Below are 19,324 nucleotides of genomic sequence, written 5' to 3'. Positions count from 1 at the left end.
TACCAGGCATGACCATCCTGGTGACACGAACTCCCGACCGCACGGCGGCGCCCGCCCCGGTGACGTCTCTCGTGCCGGCCGGGACGTCCAGGACGTCCGTGACGTCCGTGCCCGAAACTCGGCGGGATGAGTATTGCCCGTTCCCACTCTCGACAGACGCACGCGCCTTCGGCCTCACCACGAGTTCGATGCGCCTCGGCTCCGGCACGCTTGCGGTGCGTCACGGCCGCCGCACGGGCAGCGACACGGCGACGGTCCTGCTGCACGGGGCTGCCGGCTCCTGGACGACCTGGACCCCGCTCCTCTCGGCGGCGACGAACGGTGGCTCGGCGGGCTCGACGGGACGCGTTCCATCCGGCGCACTCGCCCTGACCGACCTGATCATTCCGGACCTACCCGGCTGGGGCGACAGCGAACCAGCGGATGCCTCCGGCCGGCACTCCACCCGGCCCGCCCCGGGCATCACGACCGTCGCGGCCGCGATCGCCGAAACCGTCCGTGCACTCGGCTACGAGCGCTGGCACGTCGTCGGGCACTCGCTCGGCGGTTTCCTCGCCCTCGAACTGGCCGCACTCGAACCTGCCGCAACCGTGTCGGTCTCCCTCGTCTCTGCGACGACGTTCTCGGTGGTGGACAGCGTGCGGCATCCGATCACCAGGTTCACCCTGCTGCCCGGGTACACGGCCCTGCTCGGCGTCATGCGCGCCCTCGCGGTCGCCGAGCCCGCCGGCCGCGGCCTCGTGCGCTGGCTCAACAGGGTGGGTGTGCTGCGCGGGCTCACCGCGCCGCTGTTCAGCCGGGTCGACGCCGTACCGGCGAGCGTGATCTCGGCCCTCGCGACGGAAGTCCGTCCGCGGGCCTTCGTCGAGGCATCCGCCCTCGCCGGAGCCCATGACCCGGAACGGTCCTGGGCCCGCATCACCTGCCCGGTGCGCGCGATCCAGAGCGACGCGGACATCTTCGTCGCCGATTCGGACCGCGCCCGGCTCTCCGCCGTCATTCCCGGGTTCGTTTCGCGAACGATCGCGGGCACGGGCCACTTCGCCCACATCGAGAAGCCCTTCGCCGCCCTCGAAGCCCTCGAAGCCCTGAGCAGCCTCCGCGAGAGTACACTTTCGGCCCCTAAACCGATGGTTTAAGGGCCGAAAGTGTACTCTCGCGGGCACGCCGGGCGGAGCGGGGACGTGAACGATCAGTTGTGCGGGATGCCGATCGTGAGGCCGCCGTCAATGACGAACTCTGCGCCGGTCGAGTAGCTCGACTCGTCGCTCGCGAGGTACAGCACCAGGCTCGATACTTCCTCGGGCTTGGCGCCACGGCGCAACGGGATCTCAACCATGTCGACGTCGAGGGACTTCGTCATGGCCGTCTCGATGAAGCCGGGGTGGATCGAGTTCACGCGGATGCCGAGGGGCGCCACGTCGAGCGCGACCGACTTCGTGATGCCGCGCACGCCGAACTTCGACGCGACGTAGGCGTGCAGGCCCGCGCTGCCGAGGAGGCCCTCGACCGATGAGACGTTGACGATCGAGCCGCCGCCGCGGCGTGAGAGCGCAGGGATGGCGGCCCGCATGCCGAGGAACGTACCGGTGAGGTTGATCTCGATGGTGCGGGTCCAGACGTCGATCGGGAAGCTCTCGATCGGCGCGGCGCTCGCGATTCCGGCGTTGTTGACGAGGATGTCCAGCCCGCCGAAGGTTTCCACAGCAAACAGGACAGCTGCAGACCAGTCGTCTGCGTCGGTGACGTTGAGGTGCACGTAGCGTGCGGACGGGCCGAGCTCGGTCGCCATGGCCTCGCCCTCGGTGTCGAGGAGGTCTCCGATGACCACCTGCGCTCCCTCCGCGATCAGCCGCCGCGCGTGTGATGCTCCCATTCCGCGGGCACCGCCACTGATCAGTGCCACTTTGCCTTGAACGCGACCCATGATGGCCACCTTTCTCTTCGGGTTCAATGAATCTGTACTCTACTCAAAAATGAGCGTACTCCGTTATATTGGAATCAGCTGATTGAATCTACGATTGAGAAAACCCCGTGGCACCGTCCCGGGAAGCAGCCGACCCAGAGTGAGGATCCCCGTGCGCCGACCAGACGAAGGCACGACACCGGCCGCCGGTGCCGCCGCCGTTGCCGACGCCGACGCCGACGCCGCCAGTGCCACTCCTGGCCGCCGCGAACGCAACAAGCGTGACAAGCAGGGCCGCATCCTCGCGGCCGCCGAGGATCTCTTCGCCGAGCGCGGCTACGCGCTCGTCACGACCCAGGACATCGCCGATCGCGCGGATGTCGCGGCGGGGACGCTCTTCCGGTACGCGAGCTCGAAGCCCGAGCTCCTCCTGATGGTCTTCAACAACGAGTGGCGCAGGGCCCTGACCGGAACCCGGCACGATCCAACGAAGGCGGACGCATCCCTCGCCCCGACGGACGCGATCATGGCCCTCCTCCTCCCCCTGCTGACCTCCGCCGCGCGCCACCCGGAGAACACCGCCTATTACCAGCGCGAGATCCTGTGCGGCGAGCCCACCGGGACCTACCGCGCCGAGGCCCTCGAGCTCGTCGACGGGCTCGAGGCCACCATCGCGACCGTGCTCAGCGGCTACGGGACGGAGACCCCCGGAGAATCGGAGCGGCTCCGGCGGGGGTGGACCCGGCGCTTGCGGCACGCAGTATCTTCTCGCTGCTCCACCTCGCCCTGATCCGATGCGGGCTGGGACGGGAGCCGATGGAGAGCCTGCCGGACTCGCTCCGCACCGAGATCGACCTCGTGCTGCACGGCATCGTCGAGCAGGTGCCGGCCGCGACCGCCGAGGCCTGACGATTCCCTTGTATTGACCGGGAATTACGACCACACTTAAAGTGCGAACCCAGCGGATGCCCCACAAGGGCGGTCTGCTGTTCGCGCGAGAGTTCACCGACTGAAAGCGGCGCCCCATGGGTTCGTTGACGTATGACCGGGTCACCGTCGAATTCGACGACCGGATCCTCGCGCACCTGCAAATCGTGATCGTGCAGAAGTTACGCCGCGGCGAGAGTTTCCTGTTGTCCTGGCGGAACGCCGCAGAGGCAGGAGACGGTCGCAGTTCCGCCTGGCTGCACCCGGCCATCCCGCTGTACTTCAAGTTCTCCGGCGGCCAGCCGCCGACCATCAATCCGCTGTGGCTCGCCCAGCTCACCCGCTCGGCGAACAGCTCCCAGGGACTCGTCGCCACGGGAGAGGAGCGGGCGATGTCCGAGCAGGACCACGTGATGCGCAAGGAACCCGGTTTCCGTTCCCGGGCGGCAGCGGCCTCCCAGGACACGATCGCGACCGAGGGCTGAGGCTCCCCGGCGGCTAGACCTCGACGATCCCGAAGCGCCGGAGCCGGAGTGCGGGGTTGACCGCACGCACCTGCCCGAGGCGAGCCGAGGTGAGCCAGGCGAGGCCGACATCCGTCGTCTCGCCGATCGTGACCAGTTCGACCCCCATCGGGTCGACGATCATGCTCGTGCCGACGCCGATCGGCGGGGCGTGGTCGGCGGCGGCGACATAAACAGTGTTCTCGATCGCGCGCGCGGTCAGGAGGGTGCGCCACTGCTGCTCCTTGAGCGGGCCCCGCACCCATTCGGCGGGCACGAGCACGAGCTCGGCACCCGCGTCGACGAGTCGCCGGGTGACCTCGGGAAAGCGGATGTCGTAACAGGTCTGCAACCCCACCCGCAGCCCTCCGACCGAGAAGGTCTGCGGCGGCTCGATCGCGCCGGGCAGCACCCAGTCGGATTCGCGCTCGCCGAATGCGTCGTAGAGGTGCAGCTTGCGGTAGCGGGCGAGGAGCTCGCCCGTCGGCCCGACGCTCACGATGGTGTTGAAGAATCGTCCGGCACCGACGGCCTCCTCGAGCATGCCCGCGACGATGACGAGGCCGAGGCCTTCGGCGAGCGCCGCGAGCGCCGTCACGAACGGCCCGTCGATCGGCTCGGCGGCCGCGACGAACGCGGGCCCGAGGGTCGGCTCGAAGAACGCGGAATACTCGGGGAACACGACGAGCTGCGCGCCGCGGTCGACCGCGATGCCGGCCAGGCGGGCGACCTCGGCGAGGTTCGCCTCCCGGTCGGCCCCTGGGACGAACTGGGCGACGGCGACACCGACGGCCGTCGGGTCGACAGGCACCGTCCGGGCGGGCGCTGGCGTGGCAGGCGGGGTTTCGACCATGGCGTCAGCCTAGCCACGAGGGCGGCGCGATTGGAGCGGAACCCTCAGACTGGTCACGCTCCGCACCGGGAACGTGCCAGCATGAAGAGGTAGCGGCGTACGAGCAAAAGGGGCGGGCATGACGAAGATCCTGGTCGTGGAAGACGACGAACAAATGGGCGCGCTGATCGAACGCGGACTCGAGGCAGAGGGCTACGAGATCGTCAGGGTCGGGAACGGGATGGATGCCCTGATCGCGATCAACAACAACGAATTCGACCTTGCGGCCATCGACGTGATGTTGCCGCAGATGACCGGGTTCGAGATCTGTCGGCGCATCCGCGACTCCGGCAACACCATGCCGGTCCTGCTCCTGACCGCCAGGGACACCGTCGACGACCGGGTCTTCGGGCTCGACAGCGGCGCGGACGACTACCTCACCAAGCCCTTCGCCTTCCTCGAGCTCACCGCCCGGGTGCGCGCCCTGCTCAGACGCCAGTCGATGGCAACACCGCTGAGCCTCGAACTCGGCAACCTCGCCATCGATTCCCGGGACCTCAAGGTGACCGTGGCCGGCCGGTCCGTCTCGATGAGCCCCAAGGAAGTCGCGCTGCTCCGCCTGCTGTGCAGCCGGGCGGGGACGACCGTCGACCGCACGACGATCCTCGAAGAGATCTGGAACGGCACCGAACACATCGACCCGAACATCGTCGACCAGTACATCAGCTACCTGCGGCGCAAGATCGACTCTGCGGCGGCCGGGATGCGGATCGTGACCGTACGCGGCTCCGGGTATGCCGTGGAACTCGTCGAGTGAGCGGAGCACGTCCATGAGGTTGCCAGGGCTGTCGATCCGGGCCCGCATCACCGTCGGCAGTCTCGTGATCGCCGCTGTCCTGTTCAGCGGTGCAGCGGTGTTCTTCCGCGGCGAGGTCCAGGCGATCCTGATCGAGACGACGACGACACTGCTGCACAGCGACGCTGCCCCGATCGTGACGGACCTGATCCGCAACCCGACAGAACCCATCGACGGCCCGAGCGAGGGCCAGCTCATCGCGATCGTCGGTCCGGACGGCCAGATCTCCAAGTCCTCGCTGCCGATGGCGCTGCGGAAACGCGTGAGTGAGCTCGCGACGATCGGCGAGACGCCGCAGACGATCGACGCGGGCAACGCCAGGTACCTTGTCGCCGCGACGACGGCCGTGACCAACCAGGGCAACTGGGTCGTCATCACGGCGCGGAACGAGGAGGCACTCGGCTTGCTGCTCGACGAACTGGGCCGGGTGCTCATCATGGGCACCGTGCTGCTGACCGTGGGATTCGGCCTCGCCTCGTGGCTGCTCACCGGCGCGGCCCTCCGCCCGGTGAACCGGCTGCGCAAGGAGGCGGAGAGCCTGAGCACGACCGGGTCGTCCGCGCAACTGCTCGTCCCGGCGGGCAGGGACGAGGTCAGCCGCCTCGCGGTCACGCTCAATGACTTCATCTCCCGGCTGCGCCGCAGTCTCGACAGGGAGAAGCAGGTGGTGTCGGATGCGAGCCACGAGTTGCGCACTCCCCTCGCCGTGCTCAAGGCGCAGCTCGAGCTCGCGCATCTCAATTCCGGCGACGCTCCGGCCCTCGAGGCGGACATCGACGACGCCTCCCGCACCGTGGACCGCCTCTCCCGGCTCGCGACGAACCTGCTGGAACTGTCCAAGCTCGAGAGCCAGCAGGCCCCGCCGGAGTGCGGCTGGGAGAACCTGATCGCCGAGATCTCGGCCTCGGTCGACCGCGCAAGGGTGGTTCGCAACGGGGAGGATCTCGACGTCGACTACGAGATCGAGGGCGAGGATCCGACCGGCCGCTATGCGATCTCGGTGACCAACGTCGGGCAGCTCATCGACAATCTCATCTCGAACGCCATCAACGCCATGGGCGGCCGCGGCGCCGTGACCGTCACGCTCCGCAGCCTCGCAGAGGGTGCCATGCTGAGCGTCGTGGACACGGGGCCCGGCATGCCGGAATCGTTCATCCCGGTGGCCTTCGACCGGTTCTCCCGGCCGGAACAGTCCCGCGCGAGCGGCTCGATCGGGTCGGGGCTCGGCCTCGCGATCGTGCACGCCATCGTGACGCGGGCGAAGGGAACCATCAGCCTGCGCAACACGGGGACGGGCCTGGCCATCGACATCCGTCTGCCGCGCAGCACCCGCACCGGACAGGGCCCGCGGGCCTGACGACAGCGCCAAACTGAGAGCCTTCGCAGGCGCCCGACACCGGGTCGTCGGGAAACCCCCGACCGGGTGGCATAACGTAATGGGGTGACTTATCTGCCCGTGACCCATGATCCAGAGCTGCGCCCGCAGCGGCGATCCTGGCCCACCCACCGGCAGCTGGCCCCGCTGTACGTCGGTGTTCTCGGCCTGTTGATCTCCGCCGCGGCGGCCTGGAACCCGTCCTATTGGGGCGATGAAGCCGCGAGCGTGATGTCCGCGGAGCGTTCGTTGCCCTCCCTGTTCCGGATGCTCGGCACGATCGATGCCGTTCATGGCACCTATTACCTGATGCTGCACTTCTGGATCGACCTCTTCGGTGCGTCCGAGTTCTCCACCAGGCTCCCGAGCGCGATTGCGATCGGTGTCGCAACGGCGGGAACGTTCGTCCTCGCCCGAATGCTGACCGAGGCCAGGGTCGCCTGGATCGCAGCCCTCGTCTTCGCGGTACTTCCCCGGGTGACGTACATGGGCGCAGAGGCGCGATCGACGGCGCTCGCGACGGCTATCGCCGTGTGGCTCGTCGTGCTGCTCGTGCATCTGGTCCGCGCAGGGACGGCGAGCCGGTCGACCCAGAGCTGGCTCTGGATCGGCTTCACCGCGCTCTTCGCCCTCGGAATCTATGTCTTCCTCTACGTCGCGCTTCTCGTCCCCGTACTCGGGATCGCGGTGTTCCTGCTCGCGCCCGATCGGGCCCGGCGACGCGGACAGCTGATGGCCTGGTCGGGCGCGACCGTCGTCGGTCTCATCATCGCTTCCCCGGTCCTGTTCGCGGGCGTCAGCCAGAAGGACCAGCTCTCGTTCATCGGGCGGCGAGCCCAGACGGGCGTGCTCGACGCGGCCGTCAACCAGTGGTTCGGCAACGTGCCCGCGGCGGTCATCGCCTGGGCTCTGATCCTGCTCGCGGTCGTTCTCGCCTGGTTCAGTCGCGGAAGGGTGCGCGCCCTCGAGCGGAACAGGGCAGCGTTGGGCGTGATGCTCGCCTGGATGCTCGTGCCGAGTGCGGCTCTGCTGATCGGCACGCATGTCGTCACGCCGATGTACTCGCTACGGTACCTCTCCATCTGCACGCCGGCCGCAGCAATCGCGCTCGGGATCGCCGTGGCCTGGATCAGGCCCCGCTGGGCCGGGATCGCGGCACTCGTACTGCTCGTCGTCGCCGTGGTGCCGAGTTACGTCGACCAGCGCGGCCCGTACGCCAAGAACGCCGGGAGCGACTGGCGCCAGGCCGCATCCATCGTCCAGGCCGGTGCGCACCCCGGAGACGCGATCGTGTTCGACGAGAGCGTGCGGCCCTCACGGAAGCCGCGGCTCGCGCTGCACCTGTACCCCGCATCCTTCACCGGGCTGCGCGACGTGACCCTCGACACGGCCTATGGGGACACCGGATCGCTCTGGGACACCACCCGGCCGCTCACGAGCGTCCTGGATTCACTCGCGGGCACCGATACGGTATGGCTGGTGCAGTATTCGGGCAGCAGTGAGGAAAAAGCGGGCACCGACCTGCACACGCTGCAAGACCTGGGATTTTCCGTCGCCTCAACGGCCACGGTCGTACACACAACAATCACCGAACTGACAAGGTAGTTTTCATGGCACAGACACTGGTCATCATCCCGACCTACAACGAACGCGAGAACATCAATCCGATCGTGGCCAGGGTGCGCGCGAGCGTCCCGGCCGCGGACATCCTCGTCGTCGACGACGCCTCCCCCGATGGCACCGGCCAGCTCGCCGATGCCATCGCCGCAGCGGACTCCCAGGTGCACGTCCTGCACCGCACGAAGAAGAACGGCCTCGGAGCGGCCTACCTCGAGGCTTTCGGCTGGGGCCTGTCCCGCGGCTACGACGAGCTCGTGCAGCTCGATTCGGACGGTTCGCACCAGCCTGAGCAGCTCCCCGACCTGCTGGCGGCGGCGAAGACCGCCGACGTCGTGATGGGATCGCGCTGGGTTCCTGGCGGAGCCGTGCAGAACTGGCCGTGGCACCGCCGCGCGCTGTCCCGCGGTGGATCGACATACTCACGCCTCGTGCTCCGGCTCCGCCAGCACGACGTCACAGGCGGCTACCGCGTCTACACGGCGCATGCCCTCGAACGCATGGACCTCGCGAGCGTCGAGAGCCTGGGCTATTGCTTCCAGATCGACATGCTGCTCACGAGCGTGCGGGCCGGCCTGACCGTCGTCGAAGTGCCGATCACCTTCGTCGAGCGTGTGCTCGGCTCATCCAAGATGAGCGGAAGCATCGTCGTCGAAGCGATGGCCCGCGTCACCCTGTGGGGCCTCACGGGCAAGGGCGCCCGTCGGTCCGTCGTTGCCGCCGCCAAGAACTGAGCCGCGCGTTCCGAATTCAGGAGTCGAGCCATCTTGACGCCGGAAACCGGCCGATCAACCGGTTCAGACCAGTCCTACTCCTGAATTCGGAACAGGAACGAAGTCGGGGGCGACTTCGGGTCAGAATGACTATATGATGGGTTCACCCAGTTAGAGTCATACTGACCTTTACCTAGTGGATGCCCCCATGAGCGCTCAAGCCGCTGTCGCACTCGCCGTGTCGACCGTGATCTTCGCCCTGCGCTCCGACGCGGAATCCGACTTCAAGACGCTGTGGCTCCCCTGGTCCGCCGCACCAGGGACCCATACCTCGACCAGTGGGCGTTGCCGGGCGGCGGGCTGCCCGGCGACGAGGAACTCGCCGCGGCCGCCGCCCGTACCCTGCACGAGACAACCGGCCTCGCGCCCAGGTACCTCGAGCAGCTCTATACCTTCGGCGATCCGGGCCGCTCTGCCGGCGGCCGCGTGGTGTCCGTCGTCTACTGGGCCCTCGTCGAGTCCGGTGAGGCCGACCTCGCCGTCGTCGGCGACAACGTGCGCTGGTTCGCCGCAGACCGCCTGCCGCGGCTCGCCTTCGACCACAACCGGATCGTCGAGTACGCCCTCTGGCGGCTGCGGACCAAGGTCGAGTATTCCCGGATCGCCCACGCCTTCCTCGGCGAGACCTTCACGCTCTCCCAGTTGCGCGACGTGCATGAGGCCGTGCTGCAGAAGTCCCTCGACCCGGCCAATTTCCGTCGCACGATCGAGGCATCCGGTTCCATCGTCGACACCGGCGAACGCGTCGCGGGCACCCGGCACCGTCCGCCCCGTCTCTACCGGTACAACGACTCCGGACGACAGGGCGAACCGGATCCTTTCGGGCCGGAACCCGCGACCGCCGCCATCCCCACCACGAACTGAATCACCGTGTACAACGCTTTTTGTGAAAATCGAGGAGTTACAGCATGACCATCGCATCGGTCGACCGCACCATTCGTCTGATCAGCACGGGCACCGCGCCCGGAAGCACCTGCAGCCCGCAGCTGGCCGCAGGCCCCTGGGAATTCGACTCCGGCACCCCCGGCTACGGCCCAGGGTCCTCGATGGGCGATGTGCTCCCGACCGGGTCCCCGCGCCAGGGTGCCCTGCCCGAGCGCTACCGGACCGCCTCCGCAGAGGAACTCGACGCGCGCATCCGCTCGGCCAAGGCCACCCTCGGCGACCGGGTCGTGATTCTCGGGCACTTCTACCAGCGCTCGGAGGTCCTCGAGCACGCCGACTTCGTCGGTGACTCCTTCCAGCTCGCGCAGGCGACGAAGAGCCGCCCCGATGCCGAGGCGATCGTCTTCTGCGGCGTGCACTTCATGGCCGAGACCGCAGACCTCCTCTCCGGGCCCGACCAGGCGGTCATCCTGCCCAACCTCGCCGCCGGGTGTTCGATGGCGGACATGGCCGACATCGACTCGGTCACCGACTGCTGGGAACAGCTCGAAGAACTCTATGGAACCGAGGCGGATGCCTCCGGCCGGGTCCCGGTGATCCCGGTCACGTATATGAATTCCTCGGCGGCCCTCAAAGCGTTCTGCGGCGCCAACGGCGGCATCGTCTGCACCTCCTCGAACGCCGAGACCGTGCTGAAGTGGGCCTTCGAACGCGGCCAGCGGGTGCTCTTCTTCCCCGACCAGCACCTCGGCCGCAACACCGCGAAGGCGATGGGCGTCCCGCTCGAGCGGATGCCGATGTGGAACCCGCGCAAGCCACTCGGCGGCAGCACCGGGACCGAACTCGACGCCGCCCAGGTCATCCTGTGGCACGGATTCTGCAGTGTGCACAAGCGCTTCACCGTCGACCAGATCACCACCGCCCGTGCAGAGCACCCCGGGGTGCGTGTCATCGTGCACCCGGAGTGCCCGATGGCGGTCGTCGACGCCGCCGACGAATACGGCTCCACCGACTACATCAAGAAGGCCATCGAGGCCGCCCCTGCCGGGTCGACCTTCGCGATCGGCACCGAGATCAACCTCGTGCAGCGCCTCGCGGCTGAGCACCCCGAGCACACCATCTTCTGCCTCGACCCCGTCGTCTGCCCGTGCTCGACGATGTACCGCATCCACTCCGGCTATCTCGCCTGGGTGCTCGAAGCCCTCGTCGGCGATGCCGGGCAGCCGCCCGCCGTGCTCAACCGCATCGAGGTCCCCGCTACCGACGCGACGAACGCCAGGGTCGCCCTCGAGCGGATGCTTGCCGCGCGTCCTCCCGTCGGCGCACCGGTGAGCGGAGCACGCGCGTGACGCCCGCAGCACCGATCGCACCCCTCGCACCATCGCTCCGGATCCTCGTGATCGGGAGCGGCCTCGCCGGACTCATCGCCGCGGTGCGCGCGACCGACGCGGGTCATTCCGTCACCCTGGTCACCAAGCAGGGACTCCCGGACAGCAACACCCGCTATGCCCAGGGCGGCATCGCCGCGGCCATGTTCCCCGACGACTCGGTGGACCTGCACATCCTCGATACCCTCCGCGCCGGGGCAGGCCTCTGCGACCCGGCGGCCGTCGAGGTGCTCTGCGGCGAAGGGCCTGCCAGGGTCCGCGACCTGATCCGCTTCGGCGTCGACTTCGACAAGGACGACTCCGGCGTGACGCGCGGGCTCGAGGCCGCCCACTCCCGCTCTCGGGTGCTGCACGCCGGCGGGGACGCGACCGGCGCCGCGATCGAAGCCGCACTCGTTTCGACCGTCCGCGAACGGGCCGCCCGCTCGGCCCAGACCCCGGGTATCCCGCGCGTCCAGCTCCGTGAGCACACCATGCTCGTCGACCTCCTCGTCGCGGGCGACCGGGTGACCGGCGCCTCCCTGCTCGGACCGGACGGGCTCGTGCACCGGGCCGACGCCGACGCGGTGATCCTCGCCACCGGCGGGGCGGGCTCGCTCTTCCCGCACACCACCAATCCCGCGCTCGCGACCGGCGACGGCGTCGCAGCGGCCTGGCGCGCCGGCGCGGCGATCGCCGACCTCGAGTTCTACCAGTTCCACCCGACCGCCCTCGCGGTGCCGGGAACCCCGCTCGTCTCCGAGGCGGTCCGCGGCGAGGGCGCCGTGCTCCTGAACGCTCGCGGCGAGCGCTTCATGCTCGCCATCCACCCCGGCGCCGAACTCGCCCCCCGCGACATCGTCGCCCGCAGCATCGCCCGCGAAATGTCCGCCCAGGGCGGCACACCCGTGCTCCTCGACGCGACCGGCCTCGGCAGGGAACTCCTCGAAACCCGCTTCCCCACGATCACGGCCGCGTGCCTCGCCGCCGGGATCGACTGGGCCGTCGAGCCCATCCCCGTCGCACCCGCCGCCCACTACTGGATGGGTGGCGTCAGCACCGACCTGTGGGGCCGCACCTCACTGCCCGGCCTCTACGCCGTCGGCGAGACCGCACGAACCGGGACCCACGGCGCCAACCGCCTCGCCTCGAACTCCCTGTTGGAGGCCGCGGTCTTCGCCGACCGAGCCGTGCGCGCCCTCGGCACTGGCCAGGTCGACGCCGACGGCAGGCGCCTGCCGCCAGTGCCGGCCTCCAGCGGCACGGCCGACGCGACCGTTCCCGCCAGGGCCGTCGACGGACCCGGCGCGCATGTCGACCGCGCCGAACTCCAGCGCCTGATGTGGGACGCGGCCGGTGTGCTGCGCGACGGTGACGGGCTCGCCGCGGCATCCGCTGCCCTCGCCGGCTGGAAGCACCCGGCACCCGCCGGTCAGGACGCGACCCCGGCCGACCGGGTGCGCGCCGTCGAAGACGCCAACCTGCTCGACCTGGCGAGGGTCACCGTGGCCTCCGCGTTCGCCCGCGAGGAATCCCGGGGCGCGCACTACCGCGCCGATTTCCCCGAGAGCCGGCCGGAGCTGGCCCACAGCCAGGCGTGGGTGCGACCCGCCGATTCCGACGATCCGTTCCTCGTGCTCGAATCCCCTGAACGCGCCAGAGAGGCCGAGGAGGCCATCGCATGCTGAGCACCACCGCCATCGACACCGTGGTGCGCGCCGCACTCGACGAGGACGCCCCCTGGGGCGACCTGACCTCCGAGGTGCTCATCCCCGCAGACGCCACGGCGACCGCGAGGCTCGTCGCCCGCGAACCCGGCGTTTTCAGCGGCAGCGCCGTCTTCGAATCCGCCTTCCGGCTCACCGACCCCGCCATCGCGGTCACGCTGCTCACAACCGACGGCACTCCCTTCGCGACCGGCGACGTGCTCGCAGAGGTCGCCGGCCCCGCCAGGGCATCCTCCAGGCCGAACGCATCGGCCTGAACTTCGTGCAGCGGATGAGCGGCATCGCGACGCTCACCGCCCGGTACGTCGCCGAGACCGCCGGCACCCGCGCCCGCATCGTCGACACCCGCAAGACCACGCCGGGGCTGCGGGCCTTCGAACGCACCGCCGTCCGCGACGGCGGCGGCCACAACCACCGCTTCAGCCTCTCCGACGCGGTCATGGCCAAGGACAACCATCTCGCCGTCCTGCAGTCCGGCGGGCTTGGCCTCACCGAGGCGCTCCTGCTCGTGCGCGACCGGATCTCGCACACCACCCACCTCGAGGTCGAAGTGGACCGCATCGACCAGATCGAAGCCGTGCTCGCGGCCCGCGTCGACACGATCATGCTTGACAACTTCGACCCCGATCGGCTCGCGGAAGGCGTGCGCCTGGTCGCAGGCCGCGCCATCGTCGAAGCGAGCGGCGGCGTGAACCTCGACACGGTCCGGGCCATCGCGTTATCCGGCGTCGACGTCATCTCCGTCGGCGCGCTCACCCACAGCGTGCGCTCCTCGACCTCGGCCTCGACGTCGTCGTGGTCGCCGGCACCGAACTCGACGGCGCCGTCCGGAACTGACCGCCGACCGCCAGCAGACACCCAAGGAGCCCGGAGTGATCTACCTCGACAACGCAGCGACGACGCCCGTGCGCCGCGAAGTCCTCGAGGCCATCTGGCCGTTGCTCACCACCGGCTTCGGCAATCCCTCGAGCCACCACCGGGTCGGCGAGGCCGCGGCGGCCGCCCTCGCCGACGCGCGCGCAACGGTCGCCGCCGTTCTCGGCTGCCGACCCGCCGAGGTGCTGTTCACGAGCGGCGGGACCGAGTCCGACAACCTCGCGATCAAGGGCATCGCCCTCGCCGCGCCGCGGGGCCGGCACCTGATCATTTCGGCGGTCGAGCACGAAGCGGTCCTCGAATCCTGCGACTACCTGCACCGGTTGCACGGCTTCGACGTGACCCTGCTGCCGGTGGATGCCCAGGGTCTCGTCGATCCGGCAGACCTCGCCCGTGCGCTCACCCCCGCCACGACCCTCGTCTCGGTGCAGTACGCCAACAACGAGGTCGGCACCGTGCAGCCGATCAGAGATCTGTCCACGCTCGCCCGCGTCCAGGGCGTCCCGTTCCACACCGACGCCGTCCAGGCCGCCGGCTGGCTGCCACTGTCCGTCGCCGACCTCGGAGTCGATGCGCTCAGTATCTCCGGCCACAAGCTCGGGGCGCCCCAGGGAACGGGGGCGCTCTTCCTGCGTCGCCGGGTGCCGCTCGAACCCGTCCAGCATGGCGGCGGCCAGGAGCGCGGCAACCGGAGCGGCACCGAGAACGTCGCCGGAGCCGTAGCCCTCGCGACAGCGTTGCGGCTCGCCGAGACCGAACGCGCAGCGAATGCTCCCAGGGTCGCGGCCCTCCGCGACACCTTCATCGCAGAAGTGCTCGGCGCGGCGCCGGGCGCACGCCTCACCGGGCATCCGCTGCAGCGCCTGCCCGGAACGGCGTCGTTCGTGTTCCCCGGCACGAGCGGGGAGGCCGTGTTGCTCGAGCTGGAAGGACACGGGATCGTCTGCTCGAGCGGCTCGGCGTGCGCGGCGGGCAGCGACGAACCCTCCCCCACCCTCACGGCCATGGGGCTTCCCGCGGAGGTCGCCCAGACCGCAGTCCGGTTCGCCCTTGCCTCGTCGACGACCGGAGCAGAGCTCTCCGAAACGGCCCGGGCCGCCGGTCTCGCTGTCGCGACAATCCGAGGTCTCGGCCGACGCTGAATCGGGCCGTGGAATCTGCGGAATTTCTACGAATCGTAGAAATCGACCAGCCGATCACGTCGAATGAGAAACAGACGGCTAATCAGCCAAAATGCTCAATTGAAACGTCGCAATCCCGGCACCCTGCCCATCGTTAAAGATGCGTCCCTCGGCGCGGGGTCGTAAGCTTGCCTAAAGAGGCGAAAAGCCCAAGTTGGGCCGCCGAAGAGGGGCACCATGACCATTACGGACAAACCAGTCACTGAGTCACTTGCTAGCCAAATCGACTCACTCGTTCAGGGAGCACAGCAGGCGCTCACCGAATACGCTGACTTCACCCAAGAGCAGATCGACCACATCGTAAAAAAGGCCTCCGTCGCGGCCCTCAGCAAACATGCTGAGCTCGCCGTCCACGCAGTAGCCGAAACCGGTCGTGGCGTATTCGAGGACAAGGCCGTGAAGAACCTGTTCGCGTGCGAGCACGTCACGAACTCGATGCAGAATCTTAAGACCGTCGGCATTATCAGCCGCGACGCTATTACCGGAATTACAGAAATCGCCGAGCCGGTCGGTGTTATCGCAGGTATCACCCCGGTGACCAACCCCACCTCGACTGCAATCTTCAAATCCCTTATCGCCATTAAGACCCGCAACCCGATCATCTTCGGCTTCCACCCGGGAGCCCAGCAGTCTTCTGTCGCAGCTGCCCGCATTGTGCGCGACGCGGCAATCGCCGCCGGCGCCCCCAAGAACTGCGTGCAGTGGATCGAAGTTCCCTCCCTCGAGGCGAGCACGCTCCTGATGAACCACCCCGGTGTTGCGACCATCCTCGCGACCGGTGGCAACGCAATGGTCCGCGCCGCGTATTCCTGCGGCAAGCCGGCCCTCGGCGTCGGTGCGGGAAACGTTCCGGCATTCATCGAGAAGAGCGCCAAGCTCAAGCGTGCCGTCAACGACGTCGTGCTCTCGAAGTCCTTCGACTACGGCATGATCTGCGCTTCCGAGCAGGCCGTCATCATTGAAGAGCCGCTCTATGCAGAGGCACTCGTCGAATTCAAGAAGCTGCACGCGTACCTCGTGACCCCGGCGGAGAAGACCCTCCTCGAAGAGTTCATCTTCGGTGTCCAGGCACACTCGGAAAACTGTGGCGGCGCCAAGCTCAACGCTTCCGTCGTCGGCAAGTCGCCGGTGTGGATCGCGCAGCAGGCCGGATTCACCGTTCCCGAAGACACCTCGATCATCATGGTCGAGGTCGGCAGCGTCGGACCGCAGGAACCGATGACGCGCGAAAAGCTCGCCCCGGTGCTCGCCGTCCTGCACGCCAAGGATGCAGAAGAGGGCATCACGCTCTCCGAGCAGATGGTGGAATTCGACGGACTCGGCCACTCCGGCTCGATCCACAGCGAGAACCCCGCGATCATCGAGGAATTCGGTATCCGCGTCAAGGCCGTCCGGATCATCACCAACGCCCCGAGCTCGCTCGGTGGCATCGGTGACATCTACAACGCCTTCATCCCCTCGTTGACGCTCGGCTGTGGCTCGTACGGACACAACTCCGTTTCGAACAACGTGTCGGCCATCAACCTCATCAACATCAAGCGGATCGGTCGAAGGAACAACAACTTGCAGTGGTTCAAGGTCCCCGCCAAGACGTACTTCGAGCCGAACGCCATCCGCTACCTGGCGGACATGCGCCACGTCGAACGCGTCACCATCGTCACCGACGCGACCATGACGAAGCTCGGCTTCGTTGACAAGATCCTCGACGTGCTCAACCGTCGCGAGAACCGCGTGTCCCTCCAGATCATCGACAACGTGCTCCCCGAGCCGACCGTCGCCGCGGTCAAGAAGGGTGCAGAGGAAATGCGCGCCTTCAAGCCCGACACGATCATCGCCCTCGGTGGCGGTTCGCCCATGGACGCCGCGAAGGTCATGTGGCTCCTGTACGAACACCCCGAAATCGAATTCGCCGACATGAAGGAAAAGTTCTTCGACGTGCGCAAGCGCGCGTTCAAGTTCCCCGACCTCGGCGAACTGGCCCAGCTCGTCTGCATCCCGACCACCTCGGGTACCGGTTCGGAAATGACGCCGTTCGCGGTCATCACCGATGAGGTCTCCGGAGTCAAGTACCCGCTCGCGGACTACGCACTCCTGCCGAACGTCGCGATCATCGACCCCGCGCTCACCGCCGCAATGCCGTCCTTCCTCGTCGCCGACTCCGGCTTCGACGCTCTGACGCACGCGACAGAGGCTTACGTGTCGGTCTACGCGAACGACTTCACCGACGGCATGTGCCTGCACGCGATCAAGCTGATCTTCGAGAACATCGAGACCTCGGTCAACGGCACGCAGAACAGCACCGACGACAAGGTCATCAAGGCGCGCGAGAAGATGCACAACGCATCCTCGATCGCCGGCATGGCGTTCGGTAACGCGTTCCTCGGAATTTGTCACGCGATGGCTCACGTCACCGGCGCCCAGATGCACCTCATCCACGGACGAGTGAACGCGACCTACCTGCCGCACGTGATCCGCTACAACGGCAAGATCCCGACCAAGCTGACCAGCTGGCCCAAGTACGAGACCTACATCGCTCCCGAGCGCTTCCAGCAGATCGCGAAGCACCTGGGGCTGCCGGCCTCGACTCCTGAAGAGGGCATCGAGTCGTACGCGACCGCCGTTGAGAAGCTGCGCGACGCCGTGCACATCAAGCCGTCGTTCCAGGCCCAGGGTGTTGTGGAGGAAGACTTCATCGGTCGCCTCGACTCGCTCGCCATGGGTGCATACGGCGACCAGTGCGCACCGGCCAACCCGCGGATGCCGATGCTCGCCGACATGAAGACCATCATGGAGGCCGCGTACTACGGCACCTCGTTCGAAGAGGTTCGTGCCGGTCGTTCGGCCGCAGCGGCCGCCGCCGAGTCCAACACGGACGCCAAGAAGCCGGCCCGCAAGGCAGGCAAGTAGGTCTTCACCCGCTGAATCAGTACTGAAACAGGTTGGGCCCCGCACTTCGGTGCGGGGCCCAACCTGTTTTTCGGCTGTTATCGGTTCTGGGGGAAGCCCAGGTTGATGCCTCCGTGGCTCGGGTCGAGCCAGCGGCTGGTGATCGCCTTGCCGCGGGTGAAGAAGTGCACGCCCTCTGCGCCGTGGGCCTTGGTGTCACCGAACAGCGAGTTCTTCCAGCCGCCGAACGAGAAGTACGCGACCGGGACCGGGATGGGCACGTTGATGCCGATCATGCCCACCTCGATCTCGTTCTGGAACCGGCGCGCGGCCCCGCCATCGTTGGTGAAGATCGCGGTGCCGTTGCCGAACGCACCGGCGTTGATCAGGGCGACGCCCTCCTCGTAGGTGTCGACCCGGACGATGCCGAGCACCGGACCGAAGATCTCCTCGGTGTACGCCTTCGAGGTGACGGGGAGGTGGTCGATCAGGGTCGGGCCGAGCCAGAACCCGTTCTTGTCTCCGTCGACCTCGATGCCGCGACCGTCGACGACGATCGTCGCGCCGTCATCCGCTGCGATCTCGATGTAGCTTGCGACCTTGTCGCGGTGAACTTCCGTGATGAGCGGGCCCATGTCGCACGAGCGACGCCCGTCACCGACGGTCAGGGCCGTCATCCGGGAAACGATCTTCCCGACCAGCTCGTCGGCGACCGGTTCAACCGCGACGACGACGCTGATGGCCATGCACCGTTCCCCGGCACTGCCGAAGCCGGCATTGACCGCCGAGTCCGCGACAAGGTCGAGGTCGGCGTCCGGAAGCACGAGCATGTGGTTCTTGGCGCCACCGAGTGCCTGCACCCGCTTGCCGTGCCGCGTGCCGGTCTCGTAGACGTAGCGGGCGATCGGGGTCGATCCGACGAAGGAGATCGCCTTGACGTCGGGGTGCGTGAGGAGGCCGTCAACGGCCACCTTGTCCCCGTGCAGGACCGTGAAGACGCCGTCGGGTAGACCGGACTCCTTGAGGAGCCTGGCGAGCCAGATGGCTGCGCTCGGGTCCTTCTCGCTCGGCTTGAGGATCACGGTGTTGCCGGCCGCGATGGCGATCGGGAAGAACCACAGCGGGACCATGGCCGGGAAGTTGAACGGGCTGATGATGCCGACGACGCCGAGGGCCTGGCGGGTCGAGTACACATCGACGCCCGTGGCGACGTTCTCGGAGTATTCGCCCTTGAGCAGGTGCGGGATGCCGCAGGCGAATTCGACGACCTCGAGCCCCCGCGTGATCTCGCCGAGGGCATCGGAGAGCACCTTGCCGTGTTCACTCGTGAGGATCTCGGCCAGCTCACCCTTGCGGGCGTTGAGCAGTTCGCGGAACGTGAAGATGATCGACTGCCTCTTGGCGATCGACAGGTCGCGCCACGCCGGGAACGCGGCTTTGGCGGATGCGACGGCGGCTTCGATCTCGCCGGCGTCGGCGAGGGGGACGTCTTTCGTGATGGTGCCGAGGGCCGGGTCGAAGACCGGAGAAGTACGGCCGGACACCCCGGCGTGCTCGGCGCCATCGATCCAGTGCGGGACAACGGGTACTTCGCTCATGGCACTCATCTCTCT

At 67.9% G+C, this 19,324-nt stretch carries 14 protein-coding genes and 2 pseudogenes; 13 read left to right on the top strand and 3 right to left on the bottom strand.

Translation table 11 applies throughout. The features are described from left to right. The first annotated feature begins 8 nt into the window (after nucleotides 1-8). The gene (locus RGU41_RS02590; RefSeq protein WP_322135440.1) at nucleotides 9-1,139 is read left to right on the top strand and encodes an alpha/beta hydrolase; all 1,131 of its coding nucleotides are present in this window, start codon (nucleotides 9-11) and stop codon (nucleotides 1,137-1,139) included. Between the two features lie 53 nt (nucleotides 1,140-1,192). On the opposite strand, the gene RGU41_RS02585 is transcribed toward RGU41_RS02590, so the two are convergent. Beyond that, a complete protein-coding gene (locus tag RGU41_RS02585; RefSeq protein WP_134445832.1) occupies nucleotides 1,193-1,927 on the bottom strand; it encodes a glucose 1-dehydrogenase in 735 nt (244 codons plus the stop codon). Between the two features lie 151 nt (nucleotides 1,928-2,078). On the opposite strand from RGU41_RS02585, the gene RGU41_RS02580 reads away from it, so the two are divergent. Together RGU41_RS02580 and RGU41_RS02575 are read left to right on the top strand one after the other, a co-directional pair. After that, nucleotides 2,079-2,696 carry a helix-turn-helix domain-containing protein gene (locus tag RGU41_RS02580; protein WP_322135439.1) on the top strand — a complete coding sequence of 206 codons (618 nt, stop codon included), beginning with the start codon at nucleotides 2,079-2,081 and terminating at the stop codon, nucleotides 2,694-2,696. A gap of 235 nt (nucleotides 2,697-2,931) precedes the next feature. Then, on the top strand, nucleotides 2,932-3,318 hold the full coding sequence (locus tag RGU41_RS02575; protein ID WP_241975386.1) for an ATP-dependent DNA ligase: 387 nt from the start codon (nucleotides 2,932-2,934) through the stop codon (nucleotides 3,316-3,318). 13 nt (nucleotides 3,319-3,331) lie between these two features. Here the strand turns inward: RGU41_RS02575 and RGU41_RS02570 are convergent, their stop codons facing one another. Beyond that, nucleotides 3,332-4,189: a carbon-nitrogen hydrolase family protein gene (locus tag RGU41_RS02570; RefSeq protein WP_134559469.1), complete on the bottom strand. Its 858-nt coding sequence runs from the start codon at nucleotides 4,187-4,189 to the stop codon at nucleotides 3,332-3,334. Between the two features lie 118 nt (nucleotides 4,190-4,307). Between RGU41_RS02570 and RGU41_RS02565 the strand changes: the two genes are divergently transcribed. The 10 genes and pseudogenes from RGU41_RS02565 (at nucleotide 4,308) to adhE (ending at nucleotide 17,732) form a co-directional block, all read left to right on the top strand. Continuing rightward, complete coding sequence (locus RGU41_RS02565; protein WP_134445835.1) at nucleotides 4,308-4,985, top strand: response regulator transcription factor; 678 nt, start codon at nucleotides 4,308-4,310, stop codon at nucleotides 4,983-4,985. A gap of 13 nt (nucleotides 4,986-4,998) precedes the next feature. Beyond that, nucleotides 4,999-6,381, top strand: coding sequence for a sensor histidine kinase (locus RGU41_RS02560; protein WP_166791067.1), 1,383 nt, complete (start codon nucleotides 4,999-5,001; stop codon nucleotides 6,379-6,381). Nucleotides 6,382-6,465: 84 nt separating this feature from the next. Further along, nucleotides 6,466-8,004 carry a glycosyltransferase family 39 protein gene (locus RGU41_RS02555; RefSeq protein WP_322135438.1) on the top strand — a complete coding sequence of 513 codons (1,539 nt, stop codon included), beginning with the start codon at nucleotides 6,466-6,468 and terminating at the stop codon, nucleotides 8,002-8,004. Nucleotides 8,005-8,009: 5 nt separating this feature from the next. Next, nucleotides 8,010-8,750 carry a polyprenol monophosphomannose synthase gene (locus RGU41_RS02550; protein WP_134559474.1) on the top strand — a complete coding sequence of 247 codons (741 nt, stop codon included), beginning with the start codon at nucleotides 8,010-8,012 and terminating at the stop codon, nucleotides 8,748-8,750. 187 nt (nucleotides 8,751-8,937) lie between these two features. After that, a pseudogene (locus RGU41_RS02545) lies at nucleotides 8,938-9,653 on the top strand (NUDIX hydrolase). Nucleotides 9,654-9,697: 44 nt separating this feature from the next. Further along, a complete protein-coding gene (gene nadA, locus RGU41_RS02540) occupies nucleotides 9,698-11,023 on the top strand; it encodes a quinolinate synthase NadA (protein WP_322135437.1) in 1,326 nt (441 codons plus the stop codon). Then, on the top strand, nucleotides 11,020-12,729 hold the full coding sequence (nadB, locus tag RGU41_RS02535; protein ID WP_322135436.1) for an L-aspartate oxidase: 1,710 nt from the start codon (nucleotides 11,020-11,022) through the stop codon (nucleotides 12,727-12,729). The genes nadA and nadB overlap by 4 nt, the downstream gene beginning before the upstream one ends. Next, nucleotides 12,723-13,605: pseudogene (gene nadC, locus RGU41_RS02530) on the top strand (carboxylating nicotinate-nucleotide diphosphorylase). The gene nadB and the pseudogene nadC overlap by 7 nt, the downstream one beginning before the upstream one ends. Nucleotides 13,606-13,640: 35 nt before the next feature. Next, a complete protein-coding gene (locus tag RGU41_RS02525; RefSeq protein ID WP_322135435.1) occupies nucleotides 13,641-14,786 on the top strand; it encodes a cysteine desulfurase family protein in 1,146 nt (381 codons plus the stop codon). Between the two features lie 216 nt (nucleotides 14,787-15,002). After that, nucleotides 15,003-17,732, top strand: coding sequence for a bifunctional acetaldehyde-CoA/alcohol dehydrogenase (adhE, locus tag RGU41_RS02520; protein WP_134445843.1), 2,730 nt, complete (start codon nucleotides 15,003-15,005; stop codon nucleotides 17,730-17,732). A 77-nt stretch (nucleotides 17,733-17,809) separates the two neighbouring features. On the opposite strand, the gene RGU41_RS02515 is transcribed toward adhE, so the two are convergent. Continuing rightward, complete coding sequence (locus tag RGU41_RS02515; protein WP_416173132.1) at nucleotides 17,810-19,309, bottom strand: CoA-acylating methylmalonate-semialdehyde dehydrogenase; 1,500 nt, start codon at nucleotides 19,307-19,309, stop codon at nucleotides 17,810-17,812. Nucleotides 19,310-19,324 lie beyond the last annotated feature (15 nt).

It is taken from the genome of Cryobacterium sp. 10C3 (assembly GCF_034314285.1).
Lineage (GTDB): Bacteria > Actinomycetota > Actinomycetes > Actinomycetales > Microbacteriaceae > Cryobacterium > Cryobacterium glucosi.
This window is presented reverse-complemented; position numbering and strand designations above follow the sequence as displayed.

What these genes read in the sequence shown, in the direction of transcription:
- RGU41_RS02590 (WP_322135440.1), top strand. Translation starts at nt 9, where the DNA reads ATGACCATCCTGGTGACACGAACTCCCGACCGCACGGCGGCGCCCGCC.
- RGU41_RS02585 (WP_134445832.1), bottom strand. Translation starts at nt 1,927, where the DNA reads ATGGGTCGCGTTCAAGGCAAAGTGGCACTGATCAGTGGCGGTGCCCGC.
- RGU41_RS02575 (WP_241975386.1), top strand. Translation starts at nt 2,932, where the DNA reads ATGGGTTCGTTGACGTATGACCGGGTCACCGTCGAATTCGACGACCGG.
- RGU41_RS02570 (WP_134559469.1), bottom strand. Translation starts at nt 4,189, where the DNA reads ATGGTCGAAACCCCGCCTGCCACGCCAGCGCCCGCCCGGACGGTGCCT.
- RGU41_RS02565 (WP_134445835.1), top strand. Translation starts at nt 4,308, where the DNA reads ATGACGAAGATCCTGGTCGTGGAAGACGACGAACAAATGGGCGCGCTG.
- RGU41_RS02560 (WP_166791067.1), top strand. Translation starts at nt 4,999, where the DNA reads ATGAGGTTGCCAGGGCTGTCGATCCGGGCCCGCATCACCGTCGGCAGT.
- RGU41_RS02550 (WP_134559474.1), top strand. Translation starts at nt 8,010, where the DNA reads ATGGCACAGACACTGGTCATCATCCCGACCTACAACGAACGCGAGAAC.
- nadA (WP_322135437.1), top strand. Translation starts at nt 9,698, where the DNA reads ATGACCATCGCATCGGTCGACCGCACCATTCGTCTGATCAGCACGGGC.
- adhE (WP_134445843.1), top strand. Translation starts at nt 15,003, where the DNA reads ATGACCATTACGGACAAACCAGTCACTGAGTCACTTGCTAGCCAAATC.
- RGU41_RS02515 (WP_416173132.1), bottom strand. Translation starts at nt 19,309, where the DNA reads ATGAGCGAAGTACCCGTTGTCCCGCACTGGATCGATGGCGCCGAGCAC.